This window comes from Nocardia sp. NPDC056611, assembly GCF_042792755.1.
In the GTDB taxonomy this organism is placed as follows: Bacteria; Actinomycetota; Actinomycetes; order Mycobacteriales; family Mycobacteriaceae; genus Nocardia.
Map to the genome: position 1 here is coordinate 143,762 of NZ_JBHTVV010000003.1, position 19,318 is coordinate 163,079.

20 protein-coding genes are annotated in these 19,318 nt (G+C 68.3%); 9 read left to right on the plus strand and 11 right to left on the minus strand.

The window, feature by feature from the left end; genetic code table 11:
* Positions 1–12: 12 nt before the first annotated feature.
* Positions 13–1,362 carry a M20/M25/M40 family metallo-hydrolase gene (locus ACFRAQ_RS17270; RefSeq protein ID WP_379100535.1) on the plus strand — a complete coding sequence of 450 codons (1,350 nt, stop codon included), beginning with the start codon at positions 13–15 and terminating at the stop codon, positions 1,360–1,362.
* The gene (locus ACFRAQ_RS17275) at positions 1,359–2,882 is read left to right on the plus strand and encodes a YfcC family protein (protein WP_379100537.1); all 1,524 of its coding nucleotides are present in this window, start codon (positions 1,359–1,361) and stop codon (positions 2,880–2,882) included. The genes ACFRAQ_RS17270 and ACFRAQ_RS17275 overlap by 4 nt, the downstream gene beginning before the upstream one ends.
* On the opposite strand, the gene ACFRAQ_RS17280 is transcribed toward ACFRAQ_RS17275, so the two are convergent.
* Positions 2,879–3,460: a TetR/AcrR family transcriptional regulator gene (locus ACFRAQ_RS17280; protein WP_379100539.1), complete on the minus strand. Its 582-nt coding sequence runs from the start codon at positions 3,458–3,460 to the stop codon at positions 2,879–2,881. The two genes, ACFRAQ_RS17275 and ACFRAQ_RS17280, sit on opposite strands and share 4 nt — an antisense overlap.
* 67 nt (positions 3,461–3,527) lie before the next feature.
* Here ACFRAQ_RS17280 and ACFRAQ_RS17285 point away from each other — a divergent pair, with 67 nt between their 5' ends.
* On the plus strand, positions 3,528–4,844 hold the full coding sequence (locus ACFRAQ_RS17285) for a family 1 glycosylhydrolase (protein WP_379102119.1): 1,317 nt from the start codon (positions 3,528–3,530) through the stop codon (positions 4,842–4,844).
* A gap of 92 nt (positions 4,845–4,936) precedes the next feature.
* Here the strand turns inward: ACFRAQ_RS17285 and ACFRAQ_RS17290 are convergent, their stop codons facing one another.
* Both ACFRAQ_RS17290 and ACFRAQ_RS17295 read right to left on the minus strand, forming a co-directional pair.
* On the minus strand, positions 4,937–5,929 hold the full coding sequence (locus tag ACFRAQ_RS17290; RefSeq protein ID WP_379100541.1) for an LLM class F420-dependent oxidoreductase: 993 nt from the start codon (positions 5,927–5,929) through the stop codon (positions 4,937–4,939).
* 104 nt (positions 5,930–6,033) lie between these two features.
* On the minus strand, positions 6,034–6,498 hold the full coding sequence (locus tag ACFRAQ_RS17295; RefSeq protein WP_379100543.1) for a MarR family winged helix-turn-helix transcriptional regulator: 465 nt from the start codon (positions 6,496–6,498) through the stop codon (positions 6,034–6,036).
* Between the two features lie 82 nt (positions 6,499–6,580).
* On the opposite strand from ACFRAQ_RS17295, the gene ACFRAQ_RS17300 reads away from it, so the two are divergent.
* Entirely contained in the window at positions 6,581–6,904 is a 324-nt protein-coding gene (locus tag ACFRAQ_RS17300) for a rhodanese-like domain-containing protein (protein ID WP_379100545.1), read from the plus strand.
* 15 nt (positions 6,905–6,919) lie between these two features.
* Here ACFRAQ_RS17300 and ACFRAQ_RS17305 read toward each other — a convergent pair whose 3' ends face one another.
* Positions 6,920–7,504: a TetR/AcrR family transcriptional regulator gene (locus ACFRAQ_RS17305; protein WP_379100547.1), complete on the minus strand. Its 585-nt coding sequence runs from the start codon at positions 7,502–7,504 to the stop codon at positions 6,920–6,922.
* Positions 7,505–7,589: 85 nt separating this feature from the next.
* Between ACFRAQ_RS17305 and ACFRAQ_RS17310 the strand changes: the two genes are divergently transcribed.
* Both ACFRAQ_RS17310 and ACFRAQ_RS17315 read left to right on the plus strand, forming a co-directional pair.
* Complete coding sequence (locus tag ACFRAQ_RS17310; protein WP_379100549.1) at positions 7,590–8,435, plus strand: CoA transferase; 846 nt, start codon at positions 7,590–7,592, stop codon at positions 8,433–8,435.
* A 5-nt stretch (positions 8,436–8,440) separates the two neighbouring features.
* The gene (locus tag ACFRAQ_RS17315) at positions 8,441–9,601 is read left to right on the plus strand and encodes an acyl-CoA dehydrogenase family protein (RefSeq protein ID WP_379100551.1); all 1,161 of its coding nucleotides are present in this window, start codon (positions 8,441–8,443) and stop codon (positions 9,599–9,601) included.
* Positions 9,602–9,651: 50 nt separating this feature from the next.
* On the opposite strand, the gene ACFRAQ_RS17320 is transcribed toward ACFRAQ_RS17315, so the two are convergent.
* Together ACFRAQ_RS17320 and ACFRAQ_RS17325 are read right to left on the minus strand one after the other, a co-directional pair.
* The gene (locus ACFRAQ_RS17320; RefSeq protein ID WP_379100553.1) at positions 9,652–10,878 is read right to left on the minus strand and encodes an MFS transporter; all 1,227 of its coding nucleotides are present in this window, start codon (positions 10,876–10,878) and stop codon (positions 9,652–9,654) included.
* Positions 10,878–11,528: a GntR family transcriptional regulator gene (locus ACFRAQ_RS17325; protein ID WP_379100555.1), complete on the minus strand. Its 651-nt coding sequence runs from the start codon at positions 11,526–11,528 to the stop codon at positions 10,878–10,880. The genes ACFRAQ_RS17320 and ACFRAQ_RS17325 overlap by 1 nt, the downstream gene beginning before the upstream one ends.
* 151 nt (positions 11,529–11,679) lie before the next feature.
* On the opposite strand from ACFRAQ_RS17325, the gene ACFRAQ_RS17330 reads away from it, so the two are divergent.
* Complete coding sequence (locus ACFRAQ_RS17330) at positions 11,680–12,141, plus strand: YiiD C-terminal domain-containing protein (RefSeq protein ID WP_357288401.1); 462 nt, start codon at positions 11,680–11,682, stop codon at positions 12,139–12,141.
* Positions 12,142–12,203: 62 nt separating this feature from the next.
* On the opposite strand, the gene ACFRAQ_RS17335 is transcribed toward ACFRAQ_RS17330, so the two are convergent.
* Both ACFRAQ_RS17335 and ACFRAQ_RS17340 read right to left on the minus strand, forming a co-directional pair.
* Entirely contained in the window at positions 12,204–12,587 is a 384-nt protein-coding gene (locus ACFRAQ_RS17335) for a hypothetical protein (protein WP_379100557.1), read from the minus strand.
* A gap of 125 nt (positions 12,588–12,712) precedes the next feature.
* Entirely contained in the window at positions 12,713–13,945 is a 1,233-nt protein-coding gene (locus ACFRAQ_RS17340) for a cytochrome P450 (RefSeq protein ID WP_379100559.1), read from the minus strand.
* A gap of 209 nt (positions 13,946–14,154) precedes the next feature.
* Between ACFRAQ_RS17340 and ACFRAQ_RS17345 the strand changes: the two genes are divergently transcribed.
* Entirely contained in the window at positions 14,155–15,732 is a 1,578-nt protein-coding gene (locus tag ACFRAQ_RS17345; protein ID WP_379100561.1) for a carboxylesterase/lipase family protein, read from the plus strand.
* A gap of 32 nt (positions 15,733–15,764) precedes the next feature.
* On the opposite strand, the gene ACFRAQ_RS17350 is transcribed toward ACFRAQ_RS17345, so the two are convergent.
* Positions 15,765–16,682: a MerR family transcriptional regulator gene (locus tag ACFRAQ_RS17350; RefSeq protein ID WP_379100563.1), complete on the minus strand. Its 918-nt coding sequence runs from the start codon at positions 16,680–16,682 to the stop codon at positions 15,765–15,767.
* A gap of 87 nt (positions 16,683–16,769) precedes the next feature.
* On the opposite strand from ACFRAQ_RS17350, the gene acpM reads away from it, so the two are divergent.
* Positions 16,770–17,075, plus strand: coding sequence for a meromycolate extension acyl carrier protein AcpM (gene acpM / locus ACFRAQ_RS17355; RefSeq protein WP_379100565.1), 306 nt, complete (start codon positions 16,770–16,772; stop codon positions 17,073–17,075).
* A gap of 95 nt (positions 17,076–17,170) precedes the next feature.
* Here acpM and ACFRAQ_RS17360 read toward each other — a convergent pair whose 3' ends face one another.
* Both ACFRAQ_RS17360 and ACFRAQ_RS17365 read right to left on the minus strand, forming a co-directional pair.
* Positions 17,171–17,617: a DUF4189 domain-containing protein gene (locus ACFRAQ_RS17360; protein WP_379100567.1), complete on the minus strand. Its 447-nt coding sequence runs from the start codon at positions 17,615–17,617 to the stop codon at positions 17,171–17,173.
* Positions 17,618–17,892: 275 nt separating this feature from the next.
* Positions 17,893–19,233 (minus strand): lipase family protein, encoded by a 1,341-nt coding sequence (locus ACFRAQ_RS17365; RefSeq protein ID WP_379100569.1) that lies wholly within the window; start codon positions 19,231–19,233, stop codon positions 17,893–17,895.
* Positions 19,234–19,318: the final 85 nt, after the last annotated feature.

Below are 19,318 nucleotides of genomic sequence, written 5' to 3' on the forward strand. Positions count from 1 at the left end.
TTCGATGACGGAATGGACCTGCGCCAGGATCTGAGCGGTACTGTCGACGGACTCATGCCGGAGTTGAAGGCACTGCTCGGGCACTTGGTGGAGATACCGTCCATCGCGTTTCCGGACTATCCGAAGGAGAATGTCCAGCGGGCGCACGATCTGATCGCCGAGGAGTTGCGGAAGTCCGGCGTGGGGGAGATTCGGGTGCTGGATCTGCCCGATACCTCGCCGGTCGTCTACGGACGGATCCCGGCTCCGGAGGGCGCGCCGACCGTCCTGCTGTACGGGCACTACGACGTGCAGCCCGCGGGGGACGAAAGTCTCTGGAACACACCGCCGTTCACACCCATCGAGCAGGACGGGGCGATCTACGGACGGGGCGCGGCGGACTGTAAGGCCAATGTGGTGGCGCATATCGGGGCGTTGCGGGCGTTCGGGGGTAAGCCGCCGGTCGGGGTGACGGTGGTGATCGAGGGGCAGGAGGAGTACGGGTCGGTCTTCGACGACTATCCGGCCGAGCATCCGGAGTTGTTCGAAGCCGACGCGCTGTTGATCTGCGATGCGGGCAATATCCGCGCGGGGCAGCCGACGCTGGTGACCGCGTTGCGTGGGGTCGCGGACGTGTTCGTGGAGGTGCGCACCCTGGCCGCGCCGGTGCACTCGGGGCAGTTCGGCGGTGCGGCACCGGATGCGCTGTTGTCGTTGATCGCCGCGCTGGCCACGCTGCACGACGCGGACGGGAATGTCGCGGTGCCGGGGCTGCGTCGCGACCACTGGACGGGCGCGAACTACACCGACGCCGAATTCGCGCGGGTGACGGGAATGCGGCCGGGTATGCCGTTGCTCGGGACCGGTCCGATCGGTGAGCGGATCTGGTACGGCCCGGCGATCACCGTGATCGGGTTGGACGCCCCGCCGACGAAAACCGCTGCGTCCGCGGTGGTTCCATACGCCAAGGCGTACCTGAACGTGCGCGTGCACCCCGAGCAGGACCCGGCCGAGGGGCAGCGCGCCGTCATCGAGCATCTGAAGAAGGCCAAGCCGTTCGGGGTCGAGCTGGAGGTGACCGGTGGCGATATCGGCGCCGGATTCGCCGCCCGTACCGACGGTCCCGCGTACGCGGCCATGGGTGCGGCCATGACCAAGGCGTGGGGTGTCGACGCCATCGATTCGGCCATGGGCGGTTCCATTCCGCTGACCAATGCCATGGCCGCCGCCAATCCCGGCTCCGAGGTGCTCATGCTCGGCGTCGAGGATTCCGAATGCAATATGCACGGCTTCAACGAACGGGTGCTGCTGAGCGAGTTGCGGAATGTGGCGCTGGCCGAGGCCGAGTTCTTCCAGCTCTTCGCCGACAGGATGCGCCGATGAGCGACACCGCGACCATCGAGGACGCTCCGAAGCCCGTGCGGCACAAGAAGAAGCGCGGCTTCCCGTCCACGTACACGATCCTGGCCGGGGTCACCCTCGCGGTGTGGCTGGCTGCCTTCGTGATTCCGCCGGGCTCCTACGACGTGGACGCGCAGGGCCGCCCGATCGCGGGCTCCTATCACCGCATCGCGGACGCCAAGGAGTTCTCGGCGCGCATCCGGGACATGTTCCTGGCTCCGGTCAACGGGCTCTACGGCATTCAGGACGCGAAGACCTCGCAGGTCGCCCCGGACCTGAGCGGTTCGCTCTACGGCGCGGCCGCGGTGTTCCTGTTCGTGCTGGCGGTGGGCGCGTTCATCACCGTCGCCTTCGCCACCGGCGCGCTGGACAGCGGGATCGGACGCCTGGCGTTCAAGCTCCGCAACCGGTCGATCCTGCTGATCGTCGGCATCATGGTGGTGTTCGCGATCGCCGGCACCGTCGAGGGATTCGCCGAGGAGACCCTGGGCTTCTACGCCCTGCTGGTCCCGTTGACCCTGGCCCTGGGCTATGACCGCATGACCGCGGTCGGCGCGATCATCTCGGGCGCGGGCATCGGTGTGCTGTGTTCGACGGTGAACCCGTTCGCCACCGGCACGGCGTCTTCGGCGGCGGGCATCGCCATCGGCGACGGCATCGTGCTGCGCCTGGCCATGCTGGTGGTGCTGACAACGGTCACCGTCGCCTACGTGATCTGGTACGCGCGCCGCGTCCAGGCGGATCCGAGCAAGTCGTGGTCGGGCTGGCAGCCCGGCGACAGCGAGGTGAAAGCCGATGAGCACGAACCAGATCCGATGACCCGCCGCCAGGTGGCGGTGCTGTGGCTGGTCGGCGTCACCTTCGCGTTCATGATCTTCTCGATCATCCCGTGGGGCACCGTCATCAAGGGCCCCGACGCGAAACCCTACGGCTGGGAACTGGGTTGGTACTTCCCGGAACTGACCGCCCTGTTCCTGGTCGGCGCGATCGTGGTGGGTCTGGCGGGCGGACTGGGCGAGGCCAAGATGTCGGAGAACATCGGCAAGGGCTTCAGCGATTTCGTCGGCGCGGGCTTCGTGATCGTGCTGGCCCGCGGCGTCACGGTGATCATGAACAACACTCAGATCACCAGCACGGTGCTGCACGCGCTGGAAGGTGTGGTGTCGGGCACCTCGTCGGCGGTGTTCGCGGTGGCGGTGTTCCTGGTGAACGTGCCGCTGGCGTTCCTGATCCCGTCGACGTCCGGGCACGCCACGCTGGCCATGCCGATCATGGCCCCGCTGGCCGATTTCGCGCACGTGCCGCGGTCGTTGGTGGTGACGGCGTGGCAGTCGGCGTCGGGCTGGGCGAATCTGGTGACGCCCACGACCGCGGTGGTCACCGGTGGTATCGCGCTGGCCAAGGTGCGCTACGACCGGTACGTGAAGTTCATCGTTCCGCTGATGGCCATTCTGTTCGTGCTGATCGGTGTTTTCCTGGCGATCGCCGCGTGGCTCGGCTAGCCAGTGCGGGGCTCGACGCCGGTGAACTGGGCCCAGCACTGCCGCAGGTAGAACTCCATATCGATGGCCGGGTCGATGAGCCACCGCGATTGCAGACCGTCGGACAGGGCCATGAACGCGGTCGCCATCACCTGGGGGTCGACGGCGGTCGGGACCTTGCCGTCGCGTTGCAAACCGCGGATCAGCTCGGCGAAGGCGGCGGTGCCCAGTTCGTAGTGCAGCCGCATGTATTCGTGCGCGGGATGGTTGGGGTCCGCGGCCGCGGCCTGCATGTGGGTGAAGAGTTCGATGAGCCCGGGGACCTGGGTGTTGTGTCGGATGAGCCGGATCAGCGCCTCGGGCGTGGCCTCGCCCAGATTGGCGGCGTCGACCTGATCCCGTTTGAGCAGCACCGCGACGAACAGTTCCTCCTTGGAACCGAAGTAGTGCAGCAGTCCGCTCTGGCTCAGCCCGACGGCCTCGGCCAGTTCGGCCACCGAGGTCGCGAGGAAGCCGCGTTCCGCGATGGTCTTCAGGGCGGCCTCGAGGATCTGCTCCCGCCGTTCGATGCCCTTTCCGTAGGGTCCGCGTTTCGCCACCGGTCGAGTCTAAGCGGATTGTGAGAGTTCCTTGTCCGTCAAAACCGTGAGTAGTACGGTTTTCGCCATGCGCTTACGCCGCCGCACTCTCGCACTGGCCGTCGTGGCCGCCACCGCCGGTCTCACCCTCACCAGCGCCCCCGCCTTCGCGCGGCCGGAGCCGCCCACGCACATCGCGCCGCTCGGACCCGACTTCCTCTGGGGCGTCGCGGCGTCGGGCTTCCAGTCCGAAGGCCATGCGCCGGACAGCAATTGGTCGCGCTACGCCGCCTCCGGGAAGACCGAGGACACCTACCGCGACTCGATCGACTTCTACGACCGGTTCGAATCCGATATCCAGCTCGCCAGGCAATTGGGCGTGAAGGTGTACCGCATCGGCATCGAATGGGCGCGCGTCCAACCCCAGCCCGGGGTGTGGGACGAGGACGGACTTCGCTTCTATGACAAGGTGATCGGCGCGATCGAGGCCGCCGGCATGCGGCCCATGCTGACCATCGACCACTGGGTGTATCCGGGCTGGGAGGCCGACCGCGGCGGCTGGAATCGCCCCGGCATGGTGGACGACTGGCTGGCGAACGCGCGGACGGTGGTGGATCGCTACGCCTCCGGCAACCCGCTGTGGGTGACCTTCAACGAACCCGCCATGTACATGATCAACGAGGTCCGGCTGGGCATCCTGCCCGCGACCTCGGTGCCGATCATGCAGGATCGAATCGCGCAGGCGCACAACGCCGTCTACGACTACATCCACCAGGTGCAGCCGGGCGCCATGGTCACCAGCAATGTCGCCTACCTCCCGACCGCCGAGGACCTGGTGAACGGCCCGCTGCTCGGCAGGATCGCGGCCAAGCTCGACTACATCGGGATCGACTACTACTACGGGGTGTCCCCGGACGCCATGAACTCGGGTTCGCTCTCGGAGATGTGGAAGAACCCGCTGCAGGCCGACGGCATCTACTACGCGCTGGACCACTATTCGCGCGCGTACCCCGGCAAGCCGCTCTACATCGTGGAGAACGGTATGCCCACCGAGGACGGCAAGCCCCGCGCCGACGGGTACACCCGCGCCGACGACCTGCGCGACACCGTCTACTGGGTCCAGCGCGCCAAGGCCGACGGCATGAACGTGATCGGCTACAACTACTGGAGCCTCACCGACAACTACGAATGGGGCTCCTACACGCCGCGATTCGGCCTGTACACCGTCGATGTGAAGACCGACCCGGCGCTCACCCGGCGTCCGACCGACGCGGTTCCGGCCTATACCGAGATCACCGGCGCGGGCGGCGTCCCCGCCGGTTACCGCCCGACCCGCGACCCCAAGACGTGCTCGCTGGTCGACGCCCCGTCCAGCTGCACCGATCCGGTGACGCTGCCGCACTGACCACCCGGCGGTTCGCCGGATCGGCCGCGGGACACCCGCGCCCGCGCATCGGGTGTCGTCCCGGCGCGGCCGATCCGGCGAGCGACTCCCGCTCAGCGCAGCGCCGGAATGACCTCACGCTCGAACAGCTCCAGACCCGAAGTGTCATAGGCGGTTTCGGGGAAGTAGTGGATCGAGTAGCCCAGCCCCAGATCCTTGACCTGCGAGAGCCGTTCGACGATCTGCTCCGGCGTGCCGACGGCGGGGGAGTTGCGGAACAGATCCTTGACGTGCTGGGCCGCGCCCTCCACGCCGACGAACGGGGCCAGGCGGGACTCCAGCTGCGCCAGCCGGTCCTCGACCTCGGCCTCCGTCGCGCCGACCAGCGTATTGAAGTTGGAGCTGCGGGTGATGGCGTCGAAATCCGTTCCGACCGCGGCACAATGGCCGCGCAGCAGCTCCGACTTCTGCGCGAAGGTCTCCGGGTCGCCCGCGAAGTTGGTGTACCGCGCGTACTTCGCCGCGATTCGCAGCGTCACCTTCTCGCCGCCGCCGGCGACCCAGATCGGAATCCCGCCCTCCTGCACGGGAAGCGGCCGCACGATCGCGCCGTCCACCTGGTAGTGCTTGCCGTCGAGGGTCGCCTTACCCGTCGTCCAGGCCTGCCTGAAGATCTGCACACCTTCGTCGAGCCGACCCAATCGCTCACCGGCGGAGGGGAATCCGTACCCGTAGGCGCGCCATTCGTGGTCGTACCAGCCGCCGCCGATGCCCATCTCCACGCGGCCGCCGGAGATGAGGTCCACGGTGGCGGCGACCTTGGCCAGGTAGGCCGGGTTCCGGTAGCTGATGGCGGTGCACATCTGCCCCAGCCGGATGCGCGAGGTGCTGGCGGCCAGCGCCGACATCAGCGTCCACGCCTCGTGGGTGGCCTCCTCGGTGGGCACGGGGACGGTGTGGAAGTGGTCGTAGACCCACAGCGATTCCCAGGCGTCCCCGGAATCCGCGCGCGTGGCCAGGTCCCGCATCACTCCCCAGTGCGCGGCCGGGTCGATGCCGACCAGGTCGAGCCGCCAGCCCTGCGGGATGAAGATGCCGAAGCGCACGAGATGTCTCCTCTGTTCGAATCCGGTCCGATCGAATCGATTCCGGCATCCACTGTTCCCGTCGCCCCGCCCGGCGGCAACCGTTCTGCCCAGCCCGCGCCGAACTACGGTGCGCCGCCCTCCGGGCCGGCGATATCGGCCGGGTCCAGCACTTTCCGCAGCGCGGTCGCGACGGTCTCGAGTTCGCGCGCGTCCAGCTTCTCCCCGAAGCGCCGTTCGATGCCCGCGAGATAGTGCGGCGCCGACTCCCGGAATCTCCGCCGGCCCTCGTCGGTGATGGCCACGAACGCCGAGCGTCCGTCGTCGGGATTGGCTTCGCGCCGGACCAGCCCCTGCGCCTCCATCTCGGTCACCAGCCTGCTGACCCGGGTGCGGCTGAGCACCACCCGCTCACCCAGGTCGCTCATCCGGAGCCGGTGCGGCGCATCGAGTTCCAGCAGGACGTCGTACCAGCTCAGCGGCAGCCCGGTGGCGCGGCGCAGTTCGGCGTCGAGCTCGGGCACGAGCAGGGCGTGGACTTGGAGCAGGGCGGCCCAGGCGTGCACGGCCGGATGGGATCGGGAGGACACCGCCCCATCCTAACCGGTTGCGTGCGCGCGCACCTAAGTAGTAGCGTGCACACGCACATACATTTCCGTGAAAGGAACCCCCATGACCGCACTCATCACCCGCGAGGAACTCGCCCAGGAGATCGCCGCCGGAACCGTCACCGTGCTCGACGCCCTCGGTGGCACGTACTACGCCAAGGCGCATCTGCCCGGGGCGCTCGCGCTGATCGAGGCCGATGTGGAAACCGAAGCGCCGCGCCTGCTTCCGGATCGCGACGCCGCCATCGTCACCTACTGCTCGAACGCGGCCTGCCCCAATAGTCAGAACGTGGCGACCAGGCTGGAACGGCTCGGCTACACCAATATCCGCAAGTACCGCGACGGCATTCAGGACTGGACCGAAGCGGGCCTGCCCGTCGAAAGCTGAGCGGCCCTCGGGTATTCAGTCCTTGACGGTGATCGACAGCCGGGGCCGGGTGGCGTTGTCGGGGGAGACCCGCTCCCAGACCGCGTCCAGCATCGGGGCCAGCAGCAGCTCGCCGAACTGGCGCAGCAGCACGGCGACGATCTGGTCCGACTCCGGCTTGTCGGTCGAGGCCAGGCCCGCGGCGCGGAGTCCGGCGACCTCGCTGCGGGTCAGTTCGACCACCGCGTCCAGCAGGTGGATGCGGGTCTCGGACGGCTCGAGCAGCGACCGGCGGATGTAGTTCACCACGGCGGGGTTGGCGTGCAGCATGTTCCGCACCGCTTCGTCGCGGGCGGAGGCGACCTCGGCGTGGGTGCCGGTCGGCGGGATCGAGGCGACGGCCTGTGCGAAGTATTCGACGACCAGTTTGTCGACCGCGTCGCGCAGGCCGTCCTTGGTTTTGAAATGGTGCTGAACCAGCCCGAGGGTCACGCCGGCCTCGGCCGCGACCGCGCGCAGTGACACCCGGGAGTCGCCGTACTGGGCGAACAGGTCCATGGCGGCATTGCGGATGCGGGCCTTGGCGGTCAGGTCCTCGTTGGTGGCTCGTGGGTTCAGCATCGCCCCTCAACTTAGCGGTTCCAGGCCATGTACCCGGCAATTGATGTGATTGACCGGTTCGCGGTACAACTGTATCGTTCGCGATATGGAGGAACCAACGCTGCGGCCTCTGGCCGGAGTCGAAGTCGTGTCCCTGGCGGTCAACCTGCCCGGTCCGCTCGCCGCCGCGCGGCTGGCCGAGCTGGGCGCGCAGGTGATCAAGGTCGAGCCGCCGACCGGTGACCCGCTGGCCGCCGCCGCGCCGCAGTGGTACGAGCACCTGGTCGCGAACCAGCAGGTCGTCACCCTCGACGTGAAGCAGGACGCCGACCGCGCCAAGCTCGACGAGCTGCTGGCCACCGCCGACCTGCTCATCACCTCCATGCGCCCCTCCGCCCTGGCCCGCCTCGTGCTGGCGCAACCGCAGCAACGCTTCCCGGAGCTCTCGCTCATCGAGATCATCGGCCACGCCGACGAGCCCGAGGTCCCCGGCCACGACCTGAATTACCAAGCGGTGCACGGCACTCTGACCCCGCCGCACATGCCGAAGGTCCCGATCGCCGACATGCTCGGCGCGGAGCGCGCGGTCTCCACCGCCCTGGCCGCCCTGGTGCGCCGGGCGACAACCGGTGCGGGACAGCCGTATCGGGTCGCTCTGGAAGAAGCCGCGGCCCGTGCGGGCGACGCCGTGCGCTACCGCCTCATGGGCGACGGCGCGGTACTGGGCGGCGCGTTCCCCGGCTACGGCATCTACGAATGCGCCGACGGCCACGTCGCGCTGGGCGCGGTGGAGCCGCACTTCTTCCTGGGCGCGCTGGCCACCTTCGGCGCCGACGGGACCCACGAGGCCTTCCGGAAGGCGTTCGCCGACCAGACCATCGCCGAGCTCGAGACCATCGCGGCTCGGGAGGACCTGCCGCTCAACGGCATCCGACGCAACAACGGAGAGTGACACCGATGTCCGAACTGTTCCCCGACTACCGGCCCACCTGGGAGACCGATCAGCACCGCGAGCTGCGCAAGCACGCCGCGGAGTTCTTCCGCAAGGAGGCCGTGCCCAACCGTGAGCGCTGGACCGCGCAGCACATGGTCGACCGCGAGTTCTGGAACAAGGCCGGCGCCGCGGGCCTGCTCGGCCTGGACCTGCCGGAGGAATTCGGCGGCGCGGGCGGTGATTACGGCATGCAGGCCATCGTCCAGGAGGAGCTGGTCTACGCCCACGACAACGGGTTCGGCTTCTCCGTGCACTCGCCGATCGTGTCGCACTACATCTATAACTACGGCAATGACGAGCAGCGCGCGAAGTGGCTGCCGGGCATCATCAGCGGCGACCTGGTGCTGGCCATCGCCATGACCGAGCCGGGCACCGGATCGGACCTGCAGTCGGTGCGCACCACCGCGATCCGTGAGGGCGACCACTACGTCATCAATGGCTCGAAGACGTTCATCTCCAACGCGACCCACTGCGATCTGCTGGTGATCGTGGCCAAGACCGACCCGTCCAAGGGCGCGGCCGGTGTCTCGCTCATCGTGGCCGAGACCAAGGATCTGCCGGGCTTCGAGCGCGGCCGGGTGCTGGAGAAGATGGGCCAGCACGCGCAGGACACCCGCGAGCTGTTCTTCTCCGACATGCGCGTTCCGGTGGCGAATCTGCTGGGCGCGCAGGAAGGTCTGGGCTTCTACCAGCTCATGGAGCAGCTGGCCCGGGAGCGGCTGATCATCGCGAGCCTGTGTTCGGCGCTGGCCGAGGCCGCGGTGCTGGAGGCCCTGCGCTACTCCAAGGAGCGTGAGGCGTTCGGCCGCCCGATCGGCAAGTTCCAGCACAACGCCTTCACCCTGGCCGAGGTCAAGACCGAAGCGCTGGCCATCAAGACGCTGGTGGACTACGCGATCCAGCAGTACATCGACGGCAAGAACGACCCGTCGACCGCGTCCATGGCCAAGCTGTTCGCCGCGGAGACCTGCGACAAGGTGGTCGACCGCTGTCTGCAGCTGTTCGGCGGCTACGGCTACATGATGGAGTACCCGATCGCGAACATGTACACGGGTTCTCGCGTGAACCGCATCTACGGCGGCACCAGCGAGATCATGAAGGAGATCATCTCCCGCTCGCTGTGAGGCGGGGCCCGGCGGCGGGCGGTTGGGGGCCGCCGCCGGGGTATTCGGGCTCAGGCCGGGCGGGACCGGCTCACGATGGCCAGACACACCGCGCAGGCGGCGGCGAGGACGCCGAACATGGCGGGGTAGCCGACGCCGATGCCGTTGTGGCAGACCGCCATCAGGGCCGGGACGCCGAATCCGAGGTAGCTGACCGCGTAGAACACCGCGGTCAGTCCGGCCAGGTCGTCGGGGCGGGCCATGCGCTCTATCTCCAGCAGGCCCGCGACCAGCCCGCTGCCGAATCCCATGCCCAGGGCGACGGCGGTCAGGACGGTCAGCCACAGGGTGAGGGTGGCGGAAGCGGCTGCGGCGAGCAGCATTCCGAGGATGACCAGGCTCAGGGCCAGCATCGGCAGGCGCAGCGAGCCGGGGCGATCGATCTTGCGCGCCACCGACTGGATGCCGAAACCACAGCCGAGGGTGATCACGGTGATCAAGGCGGAGAACGCGATCGGGGCGTCGTGCACCTTGGGCATCATGAGCGTCGGCATGATGGCGTACGCCGCCGCCGACGAGGTGAACAGCCACAGGCACACCGGCAGCGCGATGGTCCGGAAGCGGTGATGCGCACCGACCGGGACCTTCAGATCGTCGAGAAGCCGTCCCGGATTCACCTGCGGCACGATGGTTTCCGGCGCGCGGAACAGCAGCGCCGCGGCCGCGGCGCACAGCGCCACATTGATCAGATAGGCGAGCGAGTCCGGCCACGGACCCCACTGCGCCAGCACGCCCGCCACACCCGCGCCGACGCCGAAGCCGCCGGTGAGGCTCATGGCCGAACGGCGCGCCCCGGTGCCGGAGGCGGTGTCGGCGGTGAACGGCGGCTGCGACAGCTCCTTGAGCCAGCTGCTGCCCACCGCCATGGCCAGGCCCAGCGCGATGCCGCACAGCACCCGGCCCGCGGAAAGCATGGGGACCGAATGGGATCCGAAGGCCAGCAGCGTCGAGCCGGTGGCAGCGATGAACGGCGCGGGCCGCATGAGCGGGCGGCGGCCGTAGCGGTCCGACAGCGGGCCGCCGATGAGCAGGGCGGGCACGATGCCCAGCACGTATTCGAACAGCAGCAGGTCGACAGTGGTGACGGGCAGTCCGTCGCGCTTGTACATGACCAGCAGGGGCGTGAATTCGTTGCCGCCCCAGGCGATCGCGAAGATGGCCGTCGCGACGCCGAGCCACGCCGTCGGGTGGGTGCCCAGTCGATCGGCGCGGGTGTGGAGGCTGGTCAGGGTCGCCATCACAGGCCCCTCGGGGTGACGCCGTGCACGTCGGTGAGGTGTTCGGCGAGGGCCTCGGCGAATCCGGCGCCGTCGGCGGCGTCGATCAGATCCGCCAGGCGGGTGTGCTGCTCGATGATGCGGTGCGGGTTGGTCTCGCCGCGTCGCAGCGCGACGCTGTTCATCCGGCGCTGCCGTTCGCGCAGGGAGTCGTAGAAGCCGATGAGCAGCGGGTTGTCCGCGGCCACCACGTATTCGCGGTGGAAGTCGGCGTCGGCGATGGCGAATTCCTCGAGGTCGCCGGCGTCGGCGAGTTCGCGCTGGCGGTCCAGGGATTCGCGCAGCCGGGGAATCAGGCCCGCGCGGGCGATGCGGGTGAGCGCGTCCACCGCACCGGTTTCCACGACGTAGCGGGCGTGGATCACATGGTCGGCCTCGTGCGAGGGGACGGGCACCACGAGGGCGCCGCGCTTGGGATAGAGCCGCATCCAGCCCTCGGTCTCGAGCCGCAGGAAGGCCTCGCGGACGGGGGTGCGGGAGGTGCCCAGTTCCCCGGCCATCTCGTTCTCGCTGACCAGCTCCCCGCCGGGGAGGTCGCCGCTGAGTATGCGTTCCTTGATTTCGCGGTAGGCCCGCTCGGCGGCGGAGAAAGTCTTGGACACGACTTGCATACTAGAGGGTCGTGGGATGATTTGCCTGGATGTGGCGGGTTTCACGGGCCGGGATGAAAGAGTTGCGCGGTAACCCTCTCACGCGGAATGATTCACCTTGTTGGCAGTACGTCAGTAAGTTGCCATTAACTTCTGGGACGAGGAGGTCCGCATGGCGAACGATGCCCCCGCGCTGAACGAGGTCGTGAACGGCGGTCTGGAGTTCACGATTCCGATCGCGCACAAGATGGGGGTGCGGGCCGAGGAGGTGCGCCCCGGGTTCGCGGCCACCACGGTCCCCATCGAGGGCAACGGCAATCACTTCGGCGTCATGTACGCCGGTGTGCTGTTCACGGTCGCGGAGATCCTGGGCGGTGCGATCGCCATCTCCAGCTTCGACACCGCCAAGTACTTCCCGCTGGTGAAGGACCTGCACGTGTTCTTCCGGAAGCCCGCCGCCACCGATGTGCGCGCCGAGGCGTCGCTGTCGGAGGAGGAGATCGCGCGGATCACCGAGGAGGCCGACGCCAAGGGCAAGGCCGACTTCACCCTGACGGCGAAGGTGACCGACGCCAACGGTGTGGTCGTCGCCGAGACCCAAGGGCTGTACCAGCTCCGCGCCCACGGCAAGTAGGCCGCGACAAACGACCGAGCCCCGGGAATCGCTCCCGGGGCTCGGTCGTTGTCGGCCGTCGATCAGGCGACGATGATCCAGCCCTTACAGCCGGTGCCCATGCTGCCCGGCCAGTCCGAGCCCGACACCTCGAACGGGATGGCGCCCGGCATCGGGGTGCCCAGGTCGACGGTGGTGGTGACCGCGCCGTAGGTGTCGGGCAGCGGGGTGCGCGTCCCGGCCATGTCGATCTTGGCGTCGTCGGTGAAGTTGCTGGAGGTGGTGATCTCCAGCGTGGTGGGTGTGAACGAGTGCGCCAACAGCGTGGTCTGGCCGCACTGGCCCTTGGCGTAGTTGAGCGTGATCTTCTGCGGCGCGGCGTCGGCGGCGGCCGGCGCGGCCAGCGCACCGGACAGGGCACACGCGGTTGCCGCCAGGGTGATGCGGCGGACGTACACGATCTTCACGAACAAAACCCCTTTCCTGTGGTCACAGCTGTGGATGCCCCCCTGATCGATCGACGACGATCATGCCGTGACCGCGCCCCCGGCACGCGGCGGACGCGCGGAAGAATCCGGGCGAGTCCGCGGGCTCACGTGTTTCGGATGTGGAGCCGCAGCGGCAGCGTGCGATGGCGGCGCACGAAGATGCTCGGAAACCACTGCGGCGGGGCGTCTTCGACGAGGGTGAAGGCGGAGGTGCGCTCGAGCAGGGCGGTGAGCGCGGCGGTGGCCTCCAGCTTGGCCAGTGCCGAGCCGATACAGAAGTGGATGCCGCGCCCGAAGGCGAGATTGTTGGCGCCGCTGCGGCGGTCCAGGTCGAGGGTGTCCGGATCGTCGAAGCGGGCCGGGTCGCGATTGGCGGCGCCCCACTGCAACAGCAGGTGGCTGCCCGCGGGAATCTCGATGCCGCCCAGCGCGGTATCGGTGGTGACGTGCCGATGATGGCCTCGGAAGGGCGATTCCAGGCGCAGCGCCTCGTCCAGGAAGGCGGGCAGCAGGGCGGGTTCGGCGCGCAGCTCGTCCTGGAGGTCGGGGCGGGCGGCCAGCAGCCGGGCGGCATTGGCGATGAGGCCCGCCGTGGATTCGCCGCCCGCGCCGACCAGTTGGACCAGGATCAGCACGGCCACCACATCGGTGATCTCCCCGGCGGCGCAGGCGCGGGCCAGCACGCCGAGCAGGTCGTCGCCCGGGTTGCGCTGGGCGGCCGCGAATTCGGTGTGCAGGTAGCCGGTGAGTTCGGTGGCGGCGGTGACCAGGTGGACGAAACGGTCCGAGTCGACCACGCCGCCCAGCATCTCGGTGCTGTCGTAGGCCCAGGTGAGCAGTTGCGGCACCGCGGCGTCGGGGAGTCCGATGATGTCGGCGACGAGCGCCAGGGGGAGGCGGTCGGCCATGCCGGTCGCCCAGTCGATGCGATCGCCGTGCAGTTCCTCGGTCCACAGCCGGTCCACCAGTTCGGTGACAGTGGGGCCGAGGCCGCGAATCCGCTTGGCCAGCAAGGGCTGCACGAGTTTGCGCTGGGCCTGGTGGCTGGGGTCGTCGGCGGTGGCGAGGACGTGGACGGCCTGGCCGCCGCCGTCCATGTCGAAGGTGACGGGCGGCTGCCCCTCCTGCCGCAGGAGCGCGCCGGTGAGGTTCGAGGAGAAGTCGTCGACTCGATTCACGGCCTCGGTCACCAGATCCCACGACGTCACCAGGTAGAAGTCGGTGCCCGGGATGCGGTAGACAGGGGATTGCTCGCGCAGCCGCCGGTACAGCGCGTAGGGGTCGTCGATGTGCGCGGGATCGAAGACGTCGAGCGCATCGGGTGAGGTGCGGGTCATGGGGCCACCGTCGTCCCGACCTGAATCGAGTGTCAACAAGCGTCTCGCGGTGAGACGGATCCGCCGTGCGGACCCGCCCGTACGCAGGAGTTTTCCCGGCTTCGTGAGACTTCGGACCCCCGTCTGGACCGGCCGACTAGTATCGAACGACTACGCGACAGCGCTTGCTGGCCCAGGAGGCTCGGGTGATCGTGCGTGAACAGGGGTGGATGAGGCGGGGATCCAGCGCGGTGTTCGCGGCGGTGGCGCTACTGGTGGTGATCTTCGCGGTGAACGGCCCGGTGGCGCGGGCCTCTGCGGGCCCCGCCCCGGACACGGTCACCATCGATAGTGGTGCGTTGCACGGTGTCTCGACCGCGTCGTATCGCCTGTTCAATGGAATTCCTTACGCCGCACCACCGGTCGGTGCGCTGCGCTGGCGGCCGCCCGAGCCGGTCGCGCCGTGGCCCGGAGTTCGTGAGGCCCGCGACGCGGGCCCGAACTGCGCCCAGCCGACCGGGTTGGGCGGCCTGCGCACCACCGTCGAGGACTGCCTGTACCTCAATGTCTGGACGCCGCCGACGCTCCCGGCCGACGGCCGCGCCCTGCCCGTCATGGTGTGGATCCACGGCGGCAGCCTGCAGACCGGCACCGGAAGCATGTACGGCGCGGCCCCTGTGGTCTCCCAACCCGACGGGGACGTCATCGTCGTCACCATCAACTACCGGCTCGGGCTGTTCGGCTTCCTGGCCGCCTCGGCCCTGGACGACGGTTCCGGCTCCGGCGACTACGGCCTCATGGACCAGCAGGCCGCCCTGCGCTGGGTCCACCGCAATATCGCCGCGTTCGGCGGCGACCCCGATCGCGTCACGCTGGACGGCGAATCAGCCGGCGGGGTCTCGATCTGTGCCCACATGGCCACCCCGTCCTCCACGCCCCTCTTCCACGCCGCCATCCTCCAGAGCGGCCCCTGCGCGAGCCGATCCCTCCCCGACGCGGAGGCCGAAGGTGACGCCTGGGCCGCCGCCGCGGGCTGCCCCGCCACCGACGACGCTACCTGCCTCCGCAACCTCTCACCCGACATCCTGGTCGACCGCGGCCCCGACGACACCAACGTCGTCCACGGCAACGCCTACCTCCCCGAAAGCCCCCTGGCGCTTCTGAAATCCGGTGGCATGTCCCATATCCCCACGTTCGTCGGCTCCAACCACGACGAGGTGGCTCTCTGGGTCTGGATCAAATACGGCCTCCCCCTCGGCCCCGCCATGACCCCCGCCGACTACCCCCGCCTCCTCGCCGCCAAGATCCCCGAACTGACCCCACCCCACATCGACCGGGTGATCAGCGAATACCCCCTCGCCGACTTTCCCCAGCCCGCCTTGGCCCTCACCCGCGCCTGGACAGACCAACTCGTCTGCAAACTCATCTCCCAGGTCGCCGACCTCTCTCGCCAAAACCCCACCTACGTCTACGAATTCGACGACCGCACCGCCCTGGCCCCACCCAGCACCTTCCCCATGGGCGCCTACCACGCCGCCGAACTCCCCTCTCTCTTCGACCTGGTCCAAGCCGGCTTCGCCCTCGACGGCGTCATGACCCCACCCCAACGCCGCCTCCAATCCGACATCCGCCGCTACTGGACCCGCTTCATCAACACCGGCACCCCCGACCCGGCCGGCCTCCCCGCCATCCCCCGATACGCCCCCACAGCACCCACTTTCCTCTCCCTCCGCCCCGCCGGAAACCAGTTCTCCGACACCTTCACCACCGACCACCGCTGCGCCTTCTGGAACGATCTGATCGGGTAACCGCCGATCGAACGACGGTGTCGGAAGGCCTGTCAGGTGGAGTGGGCCAGGGCCTTGTACAGCCAGTCGTGGGCGCGGCCGATCGTGACTCGTGGACCGAGGAGTCGGTCTGTCAGGGACCAATAGCGGTGAATTCGGGGGTCGGAGTCGGTGGCGTCGCGCAGGAGGTGCTCGCGGAATTGTCGGGTGTCGCGTTCGCCGCGGGCGGTGGCGTGGGCGGTGACGAATCGGTCGAGCTCGTTGCCGGAGCGCGGGGGAATGCCGTCGGCTACGAGGGGAACGACGTCGATCATGATCTCGCCCATCTCGTGGTACAGGGCTCGCGGGTCGCGGATCAGGTCGGGGCGATTTCGCCAATATTGGTGCCGGACAGCGTTGTTCAGGTCGAGGTCGGTGGCGAGGGCGGCCAGTTCGGCGTAGGCGACGACCTCGTCGACGGATGGTTCGGTGGGCGGCTCGGGGACGTTCCAGCACACCCAGCCGTCGCTGTCGCACCGCGGAATCGGCGTGAGAATGCGGTGCCAGAAGCGGATGAGACACTCGTGTAACGCATTACCGTCCTGTGCCGCGGCCAGCAATGCCAGCCGTTCGGCGCGTTGGGCCGGGGCGGCTGCCTCCATGGCTCGTACGGATGCGCGACGCCAAGCCAGCGACCTGAATTCGATATCGAGCTTTGCGCTTTCGGTGGCGATGGCCTCTTCCATCGATTGTTCTCCGTGCAGCACGCCGGTGATCGAGTCCAACCCGAGTCCGAGCGCCCGTAACCGCCGCACCAGCAGGAGCCGTTCGGTCGCACTGTCGGCGTCGAACATTCGATGCCCGCCGCCGCTGCGCTGGGATTCGAGAATGCCTTCGTCGCAGTAGAACCGGATCGTGCGCACCGACAGCCCCGAGTCGCGCGCCAATTCCCCGATGCTCATGCGCGCGGCGGGCTTTGTGTCGTCCGTCACAAGCTGTTGAACCTCCACCCCACTGGAGCTTTTAGCGTACTGGCACTGCTGTTCGGATCTATGTCGTCACATCGAGGAGAGTGTTTCGTGGCCAGTACCCAGGAAGAAATCGTCACCGGGATCGCGGAGATCGTCGAAGAGGTGACGGGAATCGATGCGTCCGAGGTGACGATCGAGAAGTCCTTTGTCGACGACCTGGAAATCGATTCGCTGTCGCAGGTGGAGATCGCGGTCCAGCTGGAGGACAGGTACGACGTGAAGGTCCCCGACGAGGACCTCGCGAGCCTGCGGACCGTCGGTGACGCGGTCGCGTACGTCCAGAAGATGGAGGCCGAGAAGCCGCAACTCGCCGCCGAAATGGAGGCGAAATACAAGGAAGGCCAGGCGAATTGAGCGTAATTCGCCACTGATCTGACCGCGGGCGTTCGGTGTCGCAGCCGATCGAGTCGTCTGCGGCACCGAACCGTCACGCGGTCTTCGACCCCGAACTACGCGTTACCGGTGCACACCACGTCGCTGACCGCCGTCGCTGACAGGTCGGCCGAGCCGACATTGGCCAGCATCGCCTGCGGGTAGATCTCGGCGAGGCTGTTGTAGGCGTCGCGCAGAGCGGAGGCGCGGTCGGGGCCCGTGCCGGTGCCGACTGCCAGGTAGTCGCTGTTGTCATTGCGGTAGACGAGCGCGCCACAACCGTTGGCCCACGTCACCATGATCCGGCAGTCAGCGGTGCCGCCCTCGGCGCAGTCCGCGATCGCGGCGGCTTGCGCCTCCGCCGCGCTGGGCGCGTTGACGCTTCGGCCGTAAGCCCACTCGTCATGGCTGAACGCGATCGCCCCGTACAGCCCCGCCGCATCGGCCGTACCGGCACAGATCGCCGACCCCGCCGCAAGACCGACCGCCGCCACCGCGACAACGGCCTTACCCATGAAACTCATCTAATTCATTCCCTCTTCGCGCATGTACAGACACGGACCCGACAACCGCATCGGATCCTTCGGATCGGAGAATCATGTCCGATCACCCTCGAATTCGCCCAATGCATATCGCGCATCACAACGTCTACTGCGGAATCCCCATTACCTACATGGCAGCGCCGGATTCCGGCATCGAAATGATGAGTCTGCCGCCATTGGTCAAGCGCAAACGCGGCGCGGGACCGGCTTTCGGGGGACCACCCGCGTTTCGGCCGCTCGGTGCAGTCCTCGAGGCGTCAGAAGCCGAGGAAGGTGCGGACTGGGCCGGTGAGGATGCCTGAGATGAGGGCGTCCATGGCGGCGGGGTCGGCGGCGGTGGTGGGGACGGTTCGGGTGTCGCAACCCGGGTGGGCGGAGGGGTTTTCGGCTTGTTGCTGGAGCCAGGCGAGGGCGCCGGGGGCGCCCAGGAACCATTCGCCGATGTGGGCGGAGGCGGGCATGGCGAGTTGTTCTCGGCGGTAGGTGACGGGGGTGCCGGCGGCGCAGTAGGTGGAGACCAGGGTGTCGATGCTGGAGATGAGGCTGCCCTCGTCGTCTAAGGCGTTGTAGATGTAGAGGGGGGCGGTGGGGGCGGTGGCGCCCAGGGTGCGTTCCTCGAGGGCGGCGCTGATGGCGGGGTCGGTGACGATCTGCTCGATGGGTTCGGTGAGGAACTGGTTGGCGTCGAAACCGAGGCTGGACACCATGTTCTGGGGTGTGCAGTTGTCCGCGGCGTCCGCGATCTTCTGTTTCCCGGCGGGGGTGAGGTAGTGGTTCATGGCGGCGGTGAACGCGGGGGAATCCTGCATGATGCCCATCAGCGCGATGGGGAGCAGGCCGCCGCCGACGGGCGTGCCGTTCATGGCGAGCATCGCGGCACGAGGGTCACCGACCGGTGCGCCCGCCGCCGTCCCGGCCAGATTCAGTTCGGGAGCGTACCGCGGCTGTTCCTGTGCGGCCCAGGCACTCGCGATACCGCCACCGGAGTAACCCCACAGCAGAGCCGGGGTGCCGGGCCCCGGCAGGGCGGCCGGTTCGAACGCCTCGACGGCCCGAATGCCGTCCAGGACGGTGTAACCGGGCTCCTTCGGCGTCGAGTAGTGGTTGTCGAGGCCGCCGAAGTCCGGCACCGACACCGCCCAGCCGCGGGCGAGCCCGGCGGCGATCATCGCCGTTTCGCCGGACATCGTGGTCAATTGCAGCGGACCGGATTTCGACGGATCGATCCAGGGGACCCGCCCCTGATACAGCGCCTGGGACGGCATGCACTGCGGTGCGATCGCGTCGGTCATGTTCTGGAACGACAGCAGTGCCGTCGGCCGAGTCGTGTTCGCGGTCTTCAACACCGTCGTCACCGCGGCATAGGGCTGACCGTTCGCCGCTGTGGTCCGATACAGCAACTGCCACGCTTGGACCGGCCACGGAACCAACTGTGAATAGCTGGCCTGGATCGGTCGCACGCGCAGGATCGTCCCCGGCTGTTGCGCCGCATAATCCGCGGGCGGCGTGTAGAAGGAGTCGGCGGTATCGGGAATCGCCGACGCCGGCGCCGCCATGACGCTCGTGGCCCCCACCAGCGCCGCGATCGGAATCGCCACTCGCGCGCATCGCGTGAAAAGTGTTGTCCGATAACGATATTTATGGCGCGACGACATCGGCCGCCTCCCCTTCGGCGCTCGAACT